This window comes from Janthinobacterium sp. TB1-E2 (genome assembly GCF_036885605.1).
Lineage (GTDB): Bacteria > Pseudomonadota > Gammaproteobacteria > Burkholderiales > Burkholderiaceae_D > Janthinobacterium > Janthinobacterium aestuarii.
Window position 1 is genome coordinate 4,597,696 of sequence record NZ_CP142523.1, and the last position, 13,597, is coordinate 4,611,292.

Annotated in this window: 13 protein-coding genes; 10 read left to right on the forward strand and 3 right to left on the reverse strand. The window is 62.3% G+C overall.

The window, feature by feature from the left end; translation table 11 throughout:
- Window positions 1–8 precede the first annotated feature (8 nt).
- The 7 genes from dapD (at window position 9) to OPV09_RS20710 (ending at window position 7,726) form a co-directional block, all read left to right on the forward strand.
- Window positions 9–836 (forward strand): 2,3,4,5-tetrahydropyridine-2,6-dicarboxylate N-succinyltransferase, encoded by an 828-nt coding sequence (gene dapD / locus OPV09_RS20680; RefSeq protein WP_035820379.1) that lies wholly within the window; start codon window positions 9–11, stop codon window positions 834–836.
- A 99-nt stretch (window positions 837–935) separates the two neighbouring features.
- On the forward strand, window positions 936–1,376 hold the full coding sequence (locus tag OPV09_RS20685; protein ID WP_338679258.1) for a hypothetical protein: 441 nt from the start codon (window positions 936–938) through the stop codon (window positions 1,374–1,376).
- 55 nt (window positions 1,377–1,431) lie between these two features.
- A complete protein-coding gene (locus OPV09_RS20690; protein WP_338679259.1) occupies window positions 1,432–2,979 on the forward strand; it encodes an FAD-dependent oxidoreductase in 1,548 nt (515 codons plus the stop codon).
- A gap of 133 nt (window positions 2,980–3,112) precedes the next feature.
- Window positions 3,113–3,469 (forward strand): ArsC family reductase, encoded by a 357-nt coding sequence (locus tag OPV09_RS20695; protein ID WP_219327357.1) that lies wholly within the window; start codon window positions 3,113–3,115, stop codon window positions 3,467–3,469.
- Window positions 3,470–3,515: 46 nt separating this feature from the next.
- The gene (gene dapE, locus OPV09_RS20700; RefSeq protein WP_034749837.1) at window positions 3,516–4,652 is read left to right on the forward strand and encodes a succinyl-diaminopimelate desuccinylase; all 1,137 of its coding nucleotides are present in this window, start codon (window positions 3,516–3,518) and stop codon (window positions 4,650–4,652) included.
- 56 nt (window positions 4,653–4,708) lie between these two features.
- On the forward strand, window positions 4,709–5,599 hold the full coding sequence (gene prmB, locus OPV09_RS20705) for a 50S ribosomal protein L3 N(5)-glutamine methyltransferase (RefSeq protein ID WP_219327359.1): 891 nt from the start codon (window positions 4,709–4,711) through the stop codon (window positions 5,597–5,599).
- 135 nt (window positions 5,600–5,734) lie between these two features.
- The gene (locus OPV09_RS20710; protein ID WP_070302106.1) at window positions 5,735–7,726 is read left to right on the forward strand and encodes an ATP-binding cassette domain-containing protein; all 1,992 of its coding nucleotides are present in this window, start codon (window positions 5,735–5,737) and stop codon (window positions 7,724–7,726) included.
- A 36-nt stretch (window positions 7,727–7,762) separates the two neighbouring features.
- Here the strand turns inward: OPV09_RS20710 and OPV09_RS20715 are convergent, their stop codons facing one another.
- Window positions 7,763–8,245, reverse strand: coding sequence for a chemotaxis protein CheW (locus tag OPV09_RS20715; protein ID WP_338679260.1), 483 nt, complete (start codon window positions 8,243–8,245; stop codon window positions 7,763–7,765).
- Window positions 8,246–8,441: 196 nt separating this feature from the next.
- On the opposite strand from OPV09_RS20715, the gene arfB reads away from it, so the two are divergent.
- Window positions 8,442–8,840: an alternative ribosome rescue aminoacyl-tRNA hydrolase ArfB gene (gene arfB, locus OPV09_RS20720; RefSeq protein ID WP_034749850.1), complete on the forward strand. Its 399-nt coding sequence runs from the start codon at window positions 8,442–8,444 to the stop codon at window positions 8,838–8,840.
- Here arfB and OPV09_RS20725 read toward each other — a convergent pair whose 3' ends face one another.
- Window positions 8,841–10,700, reverse strand: a complete 1,860-nt coding sequence (locus tag OPV09_RS20725; RefSeq protein ID WP_338679261.1) for a flagellar assembly protein A — start codon at window positions 10,698–10,700, stop codon at window positions 8,841–8,843. It lies immediately after the preceding gene.
- A 160-nt stretch (window positions 10,701–10,860) separates the two neighbouring features.
- Window positions 10,861–11,250: a hypothetical protein gene (locus tag OPV09_RS20730; protein WP_139248196.1), complete on the reverse strand. Its 390-nt coding sequence runs from the start codon at window positions 11,248–11,250 to the stop codon at window positions 10,861–10,863.
- A gap of 263 nt (window positions 11,251–11,513) precedes the next feature.
- On the opposite strand from OPV09_RS20730, the gene ompR reads away from it, so the two are divergent.
- Window positions 11,514–12,215 (forward strand): two-component system response regulator OmpR, encoded by a 702-nt coding sequence (gene ompR / locus OPV09_RS20735; RefSeq protein ID WP_223278807.1) that lies wholly within the window; start codon window positions 11,514–11,516, stop codon window positions 12,213–12,215.
- Between the two features lie 13 nt (window positions 12,216–12,228).
- Window positions 12,229–13,587: a sensor histidine kinase gene (locus OPV09_RS20740; RefSeq protein ID WP_338679262.1), complete on the forward strand. Its 1,359-nt coding sequence runs from the start codon at window positions 12,229–12,231 to the stop codon at window positions 13,585–13,587.
- The last annotated feature ends 10 nt before the right edge of the window (window positions 13,588–13,597 follow it).

Genomic DNA, 13,597 nt, shown 5'->3' on the forward strand with positions numbered 1-13,597 from the left:
ACATCATCATGAGCCAACAACTGCAAACCATCATCGACCAGGCCTGGGAAAACCGCGCCGAGATCAATCCAGGCAACGGCACGGCCGAACTGCGCGACGCCGTCTCCCACGTCATCAATGGCCTGGACAACGGCAGCATCCGCGTGGCCGAAAAAACCACGGGCGACTGGGTGGTCAACCAGTGGGTCAAGAAAGCCGTGCTGCTGTCGTTCCGCCTGGAAGACAACGTCGTCCTGCCGTCCGATGGCACGATGCAGTTCTACGACAAGGTTCCGACCAAGTTCGCCAACTACACCAAGGAAGACTTCGTCAAAGGCGGTTTCCGCGTCGTGCCGCCAGCCGTCGCCCGCCGCGGCAGCTTCATCGCCAAGAACGTCGTGCTGATGCCGTCCTACGTCAACATCGGCGCCTACGTCGATGAAGGCGCCATGGTCGACACCTGGGCCACCGTCGGCTCCTGCGCACAGATCGGTAAGAACGTCCACCTGTCCGGCGGCGTCGGCATCGGCGGCGTGCTGGAGCCAATGCAAGCGAACCCGACCATCATTGAAGACAACTGCTTCATCGGTGCCCGTTCGGAAATCGTCGAAGGCGTGATCGTCGAAGAAAACTCGGTCATCTCGATGGGCGTCTACATCGGCCAGTCGACCAAGATCTACGACCGCGCCACGGGCGAAGTCACCTACGGCCGCGTGCCAGCCGGTTCCGTCGTGGTCTCGGGCAACCTGCCTTCGGAAGATGGCAAGTACTCGCTGTACTGCGCCGTCATCGTCAAACGCGTGGATGCAAAAACCCGCGCCAAGACCGGTATCAACGAACTGCTGCGCGGCATTTAATTACCGCACTGCGAAGTATCGGTAACATCCGAATGTCCCGCCCCGGCGGGACATTGTCGTTTCTGTCCACGCCAGTGCAACACTTGTTGAAGGTAAAGCATGTCCAGAGTCGATTACGAAGCGTTGAAGCCATCAGAGGATTACCTGCTAATGTGCTACGCAGGCATACCGTTTAGCGGCGTGGCATTTGAAAACGATACGGATGGCGTATTGATAACAGAAACGAGTTTTATTGATGGCCAGAAAAACGGTATTTCCCGGCAATGGTCGGTTGCGAGCAGACTTATTCGCGAAGAATGGTTTGCCCTGAACGCGTTACATGGCCCGGCGCATGAATGGCACGACAATGGCGCGCGCAAATCCGACGGACGCTATGAACTCGGAATATGCATCCTGGAACAAGTGTGGGACGCGCAGGGCACTCTGCTCAAAGACTATCGGATAGATAAAGACGGTGCGCAATTTGCCACACTGAAAAAACTGCGCAACAGTCAAATTGGCATCATGGCCAGCACCGCACATCTCCCGCACCGCATCTGAATACCATCTTCAATTGTCCCGTTGTCCGCTCCCATCCTGTCCTATACTGGATGGCATGAATACACCTCCCGTCCTGATCGTCGGCGCCGGTCCTACCGGTCTCATGCTGGCCTTGCGCCTGGCGCGCCATGGTGTCGATTGCCGCATCATCGACAAGAACAGCGGCCCGGGCCAGGCGTCGCGGGCCATGGCCGTGCATGCGCGCACCTTGGAGTTTTACCAGCAGCTGGGTTTTGCCGATGAACTGGTCAGCCTGGGCATCAAGATCAATGCCATGCACATCCACGAAGGCGGCGAGGAGCTGGCGAAACTGGCGCTGGGCGAGATTGGCGAAGGCTTGAGCCCCTACCCTTTCGTGCTCAGCCTGCCGCAGGACGAGCATGAACGCTTTCTCATCAGCAAACTGGCGGCGGCCGGCGTGCACGTGGAATGGAATGTCGCGCTGGACCTGTGGACGCAGGACGATAGCGAAGTGCAAGCCATCCTGCTCAAGGACGGCGAACGCCAATATTGCACGTTTAACTATATTTGCGGCTGCGACGGCGCCCGCAGCAAGGTGCGCGAGATCGCCGGTTTCGAGTTCTCCGGCGGCACCTACGACCACCTGTATTACGTGGCCGACGCGCAAGTGGCGGGCAAGAATACGGATTTGCACGCCCACCTGGGCGCGAACTCGTTCGCCCTGATGCTGCCCGTGCGCACCAGCGGCATGCAGCGCCTGATCGGCATCCTGCCCGACCGCCCGGACGGCCCGCCCGCGCCCGTCTTCGACGATGTCCGGGAGCAGGTGCAAACCCTGCTGGGCATCGAGGTCGAACACGTGAACTGGTTTTCCACGTATAAAGTCCATCACCGGGTGGCGGCGCAGTTCCGCGAACGGCGCTGCTTCATCCTCGGCGACGCGGCCCATTTGCACAGCCCCGTGGGCGGCCAAGGCATGAACACGGGCCTGGGCGACGCCGTCAACCTGGCCTGGAAACTGGCGCAAAAGCTGCGCGGACAAAGCAACGACGCCCTGCTCGATACCTATGAAAGCGAGCGCATCGTGTTTGCCCGCAAGCTCGTCGCCACCACCGACCGCGCCTTCCAGGCCATCGTCGCGCAAGGCATGGCCGGGCAATTCCTGCGCCGCTGGCTGGTACCGCACGCACTGCCCTTCCTCTCGGGCTTCGGGCGGGCGCGCCGTTTGCTGTTCAAAACAGTGTCGCAGATCCAGATCAGCTATGAAGACAGCGCCCTGTCCGCCGGCCACGCGGAATACCTGCGCGGCGGTGACCGCCTGCCATGGTTTTCCGACGGCACGCAAGACAACTTTATCGCCCTGCGCAGCATGGATTGGCAATTGCACATCTATGGCGAAGCGGCGCCCGAACTGCTGGACGAAGCACGCGTGCTGAAACTGCCCGTGCATTGCTACACCTATAACGTGGCCGCCAAGCTGGCGGGCCTGGGCCGCGACGCGGCCTACCTCGTGCGCCCCGATGGCCACATCGCGCTGGCCCTGCACCTGCAGGAAAGCGGCGCCCTGCGCGCCCTGGCCTTGCGGCTGGGCCTGCATTTCGGTCCGACCGAATCGGGCAAGGCGGCACCACGGCCTGTGTAGGAAAAATCACCGGGCCGTGTTGCACTGCCGCATTGACTGCGCATCAACTGTATAATGGCGGCGACCATCGCATTTTTCCCTGGCGCAAGCGCCGCGATCAAGCGAACCGCATTCATTCCCCTTAGCCCTACCCATGACGACCATTACACTCTACGGTATCCCCAACTGCGATACCGTCAAAAAGGCCCGCACCTGGCTGGCCGCGCAGCAACTCGATTTCACCTTCCACGACTTCAAGAAGCAGGGCCTGGAACGCGCGACAGTCGCAGCGTGGCTGCAGCAATTGCCGTGGGACGTGCTGGTCAACAAGAAAGGTACGACCTGGCGCGCCCTGTCCGACGAGCGCAAGGCATCCACTATCGATGCGGACAGCGCCCTGGAGCTGATGCTGGAAAACCCGTCCATCATCAAGCGCCCCGTGTTGGACAAGGATGGCCAGTTCAGCGTGGCGTTTTCGGATGCGCAGTACAAGACCATTTTCTCGCTGTAACCTTCTAGTTGACCACCGGAACGATGTTGCCGGCACGACCTTACCCATGACCACCTCCAAAACCCTCGCCCTGACCGAAAAACTGATCGCCCTGTCCTCGGTCACGCCCGACGACAAGGGCTGCCAGCAGCACCTGATCGACATCCTCACGCCGCTGGGCTTTGTCTGCGAGACGATACAGTCGAACGACGTCACCAATCTGTGGGCACGCCGTGGCACAACTTCTCCCGTGTTCGTCTTTGCCGGCCATACGGACGTGGTGCCGACCGGCCCCGTCGAGCAATGGCGCTCGCTGCCCTTCATTCCCACCCACCGCGACGGCAAGCTGTACGGCCGTGGCGCGGCCGACATGAAGACATCGATCGCCGCCATGGTGGTCGCCTGCGAGGAATTCATCGCCGCCACGCCCGAGCATACGGGCTCGATCGCCTTTCTGATCACCAGCGACGAGGAAGGCCCGGCCACGGATGGCACCGTCATCGTGTGCAACAAATTGAAGGAACGGGGCGAGCAGATCGACTATTGCCTGGTCGGCGAGCCGACGTCGAGCGCGCAGCTGGGCGACATGATCAAGAACGGCCGCCGCGGTTCGCTGTCGGGCCGCTTGACGATCAAGGGCGTGCAAGGCCATATCGCCTACCCGCACCTGGCGAAAAACCCGATCCACGAAGCGGCGCAGGCGCTGGCCGATTTGGTCGAGGAAAAATGGGACGCCGGCAACGAGTATTACCTGCCGACCTCGTGGCAAATGTCCAACATCAACGCGGGCACGGGCGCCAATAACGTGATTCCCGGCGACATGGTGATCGACTTTAACTTCCGCTTTTCCACGGCCAGCACGGCAGAAAACCTGCAGGAACGGGTGCACGCCATCCTCGACAAGCATGACTTGCAATACGATTTGCAGTGGACCCTGAGCGGCCTGCCCTTCCTCACGCCACGCGGCACCTTGAGCGATGCGCTGTCGTCCGCCATCCTTGAAGAAACGGGCCTCACGACGGAACTGTCGACCACGGGCGGCACCTCGGATGGCCGGTTTATCGCGCAAATCTGCCCCCAAGTGATAGAATTCGGGCCGCCCAATGCCAGTATTCACAAGATCGACGAGCACATCGAACTGCGCCACATCGATCCCCTGAAGAATATTTACCGGCGCACGCTGGAGCATTTGCTGCCCGTCTGAACCAGAATACCGAGGCCCGTCACGGCGGGCCAGAACACCGTCTTTTCGAGAATGCCATGACCCCGAACCCGTTTTCCACGCCACGCGACCTGCTGCGCTACGCCGTTACCCGTTTCAATACCGCCAAGCTGTTTTTCGGCCACGGCAGCGCCGAAGCGTTCGACGAGGCGGCCTATTTGATCCTGCACACGTTGAAGTTGCCGCTCGACAAGCTCGAACCGTTTCTCGACGCCAAGCTGCTGCCATCGGAAGTGGCCAGCGTGATGAGCGTCATCGACCGTCGCAGCATCGACCGCGTGCCAGCCGCCTACATCACCAAGGAAGGCTGGCTGGGTACGTATAACTTCTACGTGGACGAGCGCGTAATCGTGCCCCGCTCCTTCATCGCCGAGCTGATCCCTGAATACTTCTCGCCATGGGTGGCGGAACCGGAAGCGGTGGAAAACATCCTGGAACTGTGCACCGGTTCGGGCTGCCTGTCGATCATGATGGCCGACGCCTTCCCGAACGCCGCGGTCGACGCCGTGGACATTTCCGCCGACGCGCTGGCCGTGGCCAAGCGCAACGTCGACACGTACAAGCTGCAGGACCGCGTGAACCTGATCGAATCGGACCTGTACACGAACGTGCCGGCCAAGAAATATGATTTGATCATCAGCAACCCACCATACGTGAATTCCGCCTCGATGGGCGCCCTGCCCCAGGAATACCTGGCCGAACCGCAAATCGCCCTCGACGGCGGCAGCGACGGCATGGACCTGGTGCGCAAGATCATCGCCGGTGCGGCCGAGCGCCTGACGGACGATGGCATCCTGATGATTGAAATCGGCAACGAACGCGCATACGCGGAAGCGGCCTTCGGCGAGCTGGGCCTGACCTGGCTGACGACGAGCGCGGGCGACGACATGGTATTCCTGCTGACGGCCGAGCAGCTGAAGCTGGGTTGATCGACTTGGTAGGTCGGATTAGCCCGAAGGGCGTAATCCGACGGGCACGGCGCCACTTGTCGGATTACGCTACGCTAATCCGACCTACCTGAATTTTACGGCGAGGGTTAAACCCCAGCCTTTACAAAGAAAAAAATGATACGTTTCCTACAAGTAAGCCTGATGCGCGGCATCAAACCGTTGCTCGAACAAGTCGACGTCACCCTCAATCCGGGCGACAAGATCGGCCTGATCGGCGCCAATGGCGCGGGCAAATCGAGCCTGTTCGCCATGATGCGTGGCGAATTGCACCCTGACCAGGGCGAGATCGATTTCCCCGCCAAATGGCGCGTGGCTTACGTGGCGCAGGAAACGCCGCCGCTGGACCGTGCCGCGCTCGACTATGCGATCGATGGCGACATCACCCTGCGCAAACTGGAAGCGGAACTGACGCGCCTGGAATCGGAACCGGCCACGTCGGAAAACGGCATCGCCATCGGCGAAATCTACAGCGCGCTGGCCGATGCCGACGCGTATACCGTGCAGTCGCGCGGCGAGCAATTGCTGCTGGGCCTGGGCTTTACCCTGGACCAGATGCAGCAGCCAGTAGCGAGTTTCTCGGGCGGCTGGCGCATGCGCTTGAACCTGGCGCAAGCGCTGATGTGCCCGTCCGACCTGCTGCTGCTCGATGAACCGACCAATCACTTGGATCTGGACGCCATCATCTGGCTGGAAGACTGGCTCAAGCGCTACGCCGGCACCCTGCTGATCATTTCCCATGACCGCGACTTCCTCGACGAAGTCGTCAACGTCGTCGTGCATATCGACGAACGCAAGCTGAAACGCTATTCGGGCAACTATTCGAGCTTCGAGCGTCAACGCGCGGCGCAGATGATCCTGGCCGCCGGTGCGCTGGAAAAGCAGCAGCGCAAGCGTGCCCATCTGGAATCGTTCGTGAACCGCTTCAAGGCGCAAGCGTCGAAGGCCCGCCAGGCGCAAAGCCGCATGAAGGCGCTGGCGAAGATGGAAGAACTGGCGCCACTGCGCGCCGCCGCCGAATTCTCGTTCGAATTCCGCGAGCCGCTGAGCGCGCCGAACCCGCTGCTGGTGATGGAAGACGTCGATGCGGGCTACAAGATCGAGAACGAAGCGACGGGCGAGATCACGCATAAAACCATCGTCAACGGCATCAAGTTTTCGCTGCAGATCGGCCAGCGTATCGGCTTGCTGGGCCAGAACGGCGCCGGCAAATCGACCCTGATCAAGACCATCGCCGGCGAACTGATGCCGTTGACGGGCGACGCCACCATGGGCAAGGGCCTCAACATCGGCTACTTCGCCCAGCACCAGGTGGAAATGCTGCGCCACGACGAATCGCCGCTTTGGCATCTGTCGAAGATCGCCCCGACCGTGCGCGAGCAGGAACTGCGCAACTTCCTGGGCGGCTTCAACTTCCCCGGCAACATGGTGACCGCCTCGATCGCGCCGTTCTCGGGCGGCGAAAAAGCCCGTCTGGCGCTGGCCCTGATCGTCTGGCAGCGTCCTAACCTGCTGCTGCTCGATGAACCGACCAATCACTTGGATCTGGAAACGCGCGAAGCGCTGACGGAAGCGCTGGCCCAGTTCGAAGGCACCCTGGTCGTCGTGTCTCATGATCGCCATTTGCTGCGCGCCACCACGGACGAATTCATCATCGTTGCCGACGGCAAGCTGCAACCGTTCGACGGCGACCTCGATGACTACAAGGACTGGCTGTTCAAGACCAAGCTGGGCAAAGGCACGGACGTGCTGCCGGCCGCCGGCAAGGCCAACAAGACCGATTTCCCCGTGGTCTCGCCCGTCGTTGCCGCAGCAGCCCCTGCCGCGCCCGTGCGCGACAAGCGCAAGGAAGCGGAAGAGCGCCAGAAAGCCGCCGCTTTGCGCAAGCCGATCGAAAACAAGATCAAGCGCCAGGAAGAGCAGATCGCCAAGCGCAATGCGCAAAAGGCGGAAACCGATGCCAAGCTGGGCGAACCGACCATCTATGACGCGGCCAACAAGGCGAAATTGAAGCAACTGCTGGCCGACCAGACCTTCTTCACCAAGGACCTGGCACAGCTGGAAGCGGAATGGCTCGATCTGCAGGATCAGTTGGAAAAGCTCGGCTAACACCAAACACAAAGACGACCCCAGGGTCGTCTTTTTTTATGCCGCCTGCATGGGGCTGGGGCTGCGGATCGCCATCAGGCGGTCGATGTCGACGAGGATCAATCGGCGCCCCGCCACCGTCCCCAGGCCCAGCAGGTAATCGGCTTCCGCCTCGCCCAGGCCGGGCACGGCGGCGATGTCGCCGGGCGCCAGGCTGACGATATCGGTGACGCCATCGACCACCATGCCCATCACGCCATTGCTCAGCTGCAGGATGATCACGTCGGTGGCCGGATCGGGCACGCCCTGGGCGCTGCCGAACGCGGCGCGCATGTCGACGATGGGGATGATCACGCCGCGCGAGACGGCCACGCTGTGCAACACTTCCCCTTCCGAGGAAAAACGGTCGAGTTCCTTCAGCGGACGCAATTCCCGCACGCAGCGGTAGTCGAGGCCGTATTCCAGGCCGCCCAGCCGGAAGCTCAGGTACTGCGTCAGGGATTGCGCGGTTGCGGCGCCAGGCGTGATCGTGGGCTGCATGGTGTTCCTTTCATCCGGTAAGCGCTGCCAGGATGCGCAGTGGCGCAACGTTGGCCCCATGCTAACCAGCATCGCCGCAAGCGGCGTTGAGAAACATCAACTTTCCCGGAAGACATCATCGGCTGGCGATCCCGCCCTTGCGCCGGCGCAGCCATCTTCCCTTACAATACCCACATCATTCCCCCACAGGCAGGCCATGCAACACCTCGTCAATCCCGCTGAAGTTGAATTTTCCGCCATCCGCGCCCAGGGCCCGGGCGGGCAGAACGTCAACAAGGTGTCCAGCGCCATCCATTTGCGCTTCCCCATCGCCGCCTCGTCGCTGCCGGAAGCGTACAAGGAACGGCTGCTGGCCCTGCGCGACAGCCGCATCAGCAAGGATGGCGTGCTGGTGCTCAAGGCGCAGCAATCGCGCAGCCAGGAGCAGAACAAGGAAGAAGCGTTGCGGCGCTTGCAGGAAATCATCGACAGCGTGACCTTCCTGCCCGCCGTGCGCCGCGCCACCAAGCCCACGCGCAGCTCGCAGCGGCGCCGCCTCGACAGCAAGAGCACGCACAGCGTGCTCAAGCAATCACGCGGCAAGGTCACGGACTGATTACGGCGGCGGCTGATAGGTCCAGTCCAGGCTGCCCGTGCTGTCCGCGAATACGGGCTGCGTGGCCGGCGTAGCGCTGCGCAGCAAGGCCTTGATTTCCTTCGGCGGCCGGTCGTAGACCTTGGCCGGCCCGGGCGGCACGACCAGGGTGCGTACCGTCGTCTCGCCATCGACCAGGCCCAGGCTGCAGCGCGACTGGCCCGCCGTCGCTTGCCGCTCCTGGCGTACTTGTTCCACCAGCGCCAGCATCTGCGCGTGCAGGATTTCCGACTGTTTTACCTCCACGCGCAGCCGCGCCACCTCTTTCAGGACGGGAGCGATGCGCGCGGCCAGCTTGTCGTACTGCAGCTGTTGCGCTGGCTGCAGTTGCAATTCGCCGCGCCGCAGCTGGCCCGCCAGGGTCAGGTAATTGCGCACCTCGGGCAATTGCGCGATGGCATCGATTTCCTGCTGGCGCTTGTGCTGCACCTGCAGGAATTGCGCCGCCTTCGCCAGGCTTTCGGCGATCTTTTGCTCCAGCGCACTCAGGTCGGGTACGAGGGGAAACAGCAGCATCTCCACCTGCTTGCGGGGACCGGCGCTGCCGATGCGGATGGTGCGCGCCGCCACGGCGCAGCCTTCGGCCAGCTCGATGACGACCTCGTCGGCGATGATCTCGCAATTGCTGGCGCTGTCGATCACCACACGCGTGCCGGCGATGACGCAGCTTTCCGCACGCTTCACGTGTACTTCGCCGCTCAGCGCCTGCAGCACAGAACCGGAAGCGACGCCCTCGACGCGCACGTCGCCATGCGCATTGAAGGCCGTGCCGCCCACCAGGTTGCGGTGCAGTAAGATCAAGCCGCCATGCGAGTGCAGATGGCCATACACGTCGCCATGGATGGTGATATCGCTGCCGTCGAGCTGGCGCTGCTCCTGCACTTCGCCGTACTCCTCATAGGCGGCGCGCAGCTTCAGATTGCCCGTGGTGCGGCTGCTGACGCCTTCGCGGCTGACGATCTTGTTTTCGATCGCCATCTTGCCGTGCTCATCGACATTCACATAGCCATCCTGGGTGGCAACGAGGAAATTGCCATCGCTGAAATGCTCGACCGCCGTGCCTGGCCCCGCCACTGTGGCCAGGTCCAGTTCCTGCGGCGCGGGCGGCGGCAGCGCCTTGCCGGCCAGGTCGTAGCCGGGCAAGCCGGGCGTACCGGGCAGCAGACGCAGCAGGCGCGCGTGTTTTTTCACTTGCGGAAAGCGGTTCTTGAAGCTGAGCAAATCCAGGCGGCCATCGGAGCGTTCGCGCGGCGCATCGTCGCGGTGGATGCCTTGCGACACTTCAACGAACTGGGCGTCCCGGCCCGGCTGCGGCGGCAGTACCCGCGCCACCGTGATGCGCTCGGCCTTGCCGCTGGCAAGCATGGCGCGCACGGCCACGCTATCGATACCGTAGTGCACGCCCTTGCACCACAGATCGGCCACCAGCTCGTCAAACTCGCGGCGCGCCGCCACCTGGCCATCCGCGTCCGCAAGCAAGGTTTCAAAGTAAAACTCGGCGCTGTCGCCACGGATCTTGACCTGTTGGTACAGCGCGCGGCGCGGAGGCGGGAACGGCGCCACGCGCACGGCGATGCGCAGCAAGGCATCGCCCTTCGGCGCGGCGCGGGGGACAGGGGCGTGAAACAAGGTCAGCAGGAACAAACCGTAATCGAGGCCGGCCAGCAACTGGCCCGACTGGAACAGCTGGTCGACGGCGGCGCGCAGCTGCGCCGGCGCCAGCGACAGGTCCAGGAACACGCCCTCGTCGCGTTGGACGAGGCCATGCGGCAAGCCGCCTGCGGGTGCCGCATCCGGAACCGGTGTGTCGTCGTCGCTCACCACTTGCCTCCCCCAGCAACAATGTCAGAGAATTACCTCATTGCGTTAGAACAATATCACGGGGCGGCGCCGTGTGCCTGGCTCAGCAATAATGTTGGCGGCCAAATGCAGACAGGGCCATGTCTTGCGAGATGGCCCTGTCGGATGGGGTGCATGGTGCCTAGCGGCGCGGCGGATTCGAGTAGATGTCCTGGCCCACTTCGTTGATCTGGCGGCGCAGGTCGCGGCGTTCGTCGGGCGTCATGCGGCCCGTGCGGCGCGAAGCGTCGGCGCCTTCGTTGGCGCGGCGCTGCTCTTCGGCGCGCGTGTCGAAACTGCGTGCATCACGCTGCTCGCGCAGTCGCGTATCATTGCTGTTGCTGCGCTGTACCTGTTCATACCGCTGGGCCTGCATTTGCTGCTGGTCGTCACGGCGCGGTGGCGGCTGGTTTTGTGCCGACGCCAGGCTGGCGACAAACACGGAACACACGGCAAATGCGGACAGCACAGATGTACGTGCGGCAATAGCTGCGCTGGGAGCGGCGTGAATTTTTTTAGTAAAGATATTCATTGAGTTCCTCTTCCGCGATGCCGTATAAACTAAAGCTGATTTCCACTGTGGCCCCAGTGTATGATGCTTTACACGGTGCAGTAAGAGTAATTGGGTAAAGTTTGTAACACTTTGTAATGGGTCGCCACAGCCCCTTGCCGACGCCGCGCGAGGCGTTACTATAGCAACTAATATAAGATAACACGACACCTTAAATGACCACAACCTCCACTACCGGCAGCAATACAACAACGCAATCGATCCACGGCCACCAGGCAAAAATCATGGTGGTCGACGACGATGTGCGCCTGCGCGACCTGCTGCGGCGCTACCTGACCGAACAGGGCTTCAATGTCTTCACGGCAGAGAGCGCGACGGCCATGAACAAGCTGTGGCTGCGCGAACGCTACGACTTGCTGGTGCTCGACCTGATGCTGCCCGGTGAAGATGGCCTGTCGATCTGCCGCCGCCTGCGCGGCGCGGGCGACCAGACGCCGATCATCATGCTGACGGCCAAGGGCGAGGACGTGGACCGCATCGTGGGCCTGGAAATGGGTGCCGACGACTATCTGCCGAAACCATTCAATCCGCGCGAACTGGTGGCCCGCATTGGCGCCGTGCTGCGCCGCAAGGGTCCCGATGAAATCCCGGGCGCGCCGTCGGAAACGCCGCAAACCTTCGAGTTCGGCGACTTCGTGCTGGACCTGGGCACGCGTACCCTGAAAAAGAATGGCGAAACGGTGCCGCTGACGACCGGTGAATTTTCCGTGCTGAAAGTGTTTGCCCGCCATGCGCGCCAACCGCTGTCGCGCGAAAAACTGATGGAACTGGCGCGCGGCCGCGAATATGAAGTGTTCGACCGCAGCCTGGACGTGCAGATTTCGCGCTTGCGCAAACTGATCGAACCCGACCCGTCGAGCCCGCTGTTCATCCAGACCGTGTGGGGTCTCGGCTACGTCTTCATCCCGGACGGACAGCCGCGCTGATCGCAGGCGAGGCATGATGAAGCTTGTTCCCGATATCAGCCTGGCGCGGCTGAAAAGCGGCCTGTTCTGGCGCACCTTTTTGCTGCTCGGCACCTTGACCACCGTCAGCATGATCACCTGGATCGGCATGATTTCCGTCATCCAGCGCGAGCCGCAGGCGCAGCAGATTTCCGCCCAGATCATTTCCGTCGTCACCATCACGCATGCGGCACTGACGCACTCGGCTCCCGAGCTGCGGCGCGAGCTGCTGTTCGACCTCGTCAGCAATGAAGGCATCCGCATCTTCTCGCTGGAAGAGGACGACCGCATCGAGCCGCCGCCAGACAATTACCTGATGCCCGACATCGAGGCGCTGGTGAAGGCCAAGCTGGGCAAGGACACGCGCTTTTCCGCGCGCGTCAACGGCGTGGCCGGCTTCTGGGTCAGCTTCAAGATCGACGACGACGAATACTGGCTGATGCTGGACCGCGAACGCCTGCGCGGCCTGACGGGCTTCCAGTGGCTGGGTTGGGCCAGCCTGGTGTCCCTGCTGTCCCTGCTGGGTGCGGCCATCATTTCCAGCCTGATCAATCTGCCGCTGTCGCGTTTGACGGCGGCCGCGCGCGACATCGCCAAGGGCAAGCAGCCGGCGCCGCTGCCGGAAAAGGGCCCGATCGAAATCATCGAGGCGAACCGCAGCTTCAACCAGATGGTCGATGATCTGAAACAGGTGGAATCGGACCGCGCCGTGATTCTGGCCGGCATTTCGCACGACTTGCGCACGCCGCTGGCGCGCATGCAGCTGGAAGTGGAAATGGCCAATCTGTCGGACGAGGCGCGCGAAGGCATCCAGTCCGATATCGGGCAAATGGACGCCATCATCGGCCAGTTCCTCGACTATGCCAAGCCGACGGAAGCGTCGAGTTTTACGGACGTCGACCTCAGCGGCTTGCTCAACGACATGACGCGCGAAGCGATGCGCCTGCCGGACGTGAAGATCAACGCCACCATCGCCGATGGCGCACATGCGATGGGTAACCCCACCGACTTGCGCCGCGTGCTGAACAACCTGATCGAGAATGCGCGCCGCTATGGCAAGACGCCGAGCAGCGAGATGACGGAAATCGACATCGCCTGCCACGTACGTACCAGCCACGGCGCAAAAAAGGTGATCATCGAGGTGCAGGACCACGGCACGGGCGTGCCGGCGGAAAAGATCGAGCAGCTGATGAAACCGTTCACCCGCCTCGACACGGCGCGCGGGCAGGCCAACGGCGCCGGCCTGGGCCTGGCCATCGTCGACCGCGTGCTGCTGCGCCACGGCGCCGAATTACAGGTGCGCAACCGCGAAGGCGGCGGCCTGGCGTTTCAGATCAGCTTGCCAGCGGCGTAAAAATAATCGC

Coding starts and splice junctions, on each gene's coding strand:
- OPV09_RS20710 (WP_070302106.1), top strand. CDS start 5,735: ATGATACGTTTCCTACAAGTAAGCCTGATGCGCGGCATCAAACCGTTG.
- OPV09_RS20695 (WP_219327357.1), top strand. CDS start 3,113: ATGACGACCATTACACTCTACGGTATCCCCAACTGCGATACCGTCAAA.
- OPV09_RS20685 (WP_338679258.1), top strand. CDS start 936: ATGTCCAGAGTCGATTACGAAGCGTTGAAGCCATCAGAGGATTACCTG.
- dapD (WP_035820379.1), top strand. CDS start 9: ATGAGCCAACAACTGCAAACCATCATCGACCAGGCCTGGGAAAACCGC.
- OPV09_RS20730 (WP_139248196.1), bottom strand. CDS start 11,250: ATGAATATCTTTACTAAAAAAATTCACGCCGCTCCCAGCGCAGCTATT.
- OPV09_RS20715 (WP_338679260.1), bottom strand. CDS start 8,245: ATGCAGCCCACGATCACGCCTGGCGCCGCAACCGCGCAATCCCTGACG.
- OPV09_RS20690 (WP_338679259.1), top strand. CDS start 1,432: ATGAATACACCTCCCGTCCTGATCGTCGGCGCCGGTCCTACCGGTCTC.
- prmB (WP_219327359.1), top strand. CDS start 4,709: ATGACCCCGAACCCGTTTTCCACGCCACGCGACCTGCTGCGCTACGCC.
- dapE (WP_034749837.1), top strand. CDS start 3,516: ATGACCACCTCCAAAACCCTCGCCCTGACCGAAAAACTGATCGCCCTG.
- OPV09_RS20740 (WP_338679262.1), top strand. CDS start 12,229: ATGATGAAGCTTGTTCCCGATATCAGCCTGGCGCGGCTGAAAAGCGGC.
- ompR (WP_223278807.1), top strand. CDS start 11,514: ATGGTGGTCGACGACGATGTGCGCCTGCGCGACCTGCTGCGGCGCTAC.
- arfB (WP_034749850.1), top strand. CDS start 8,442: ATGCAACACCTCGTCAATCCCGCTGAAGTTGAATTTTCCGCCATCCGC.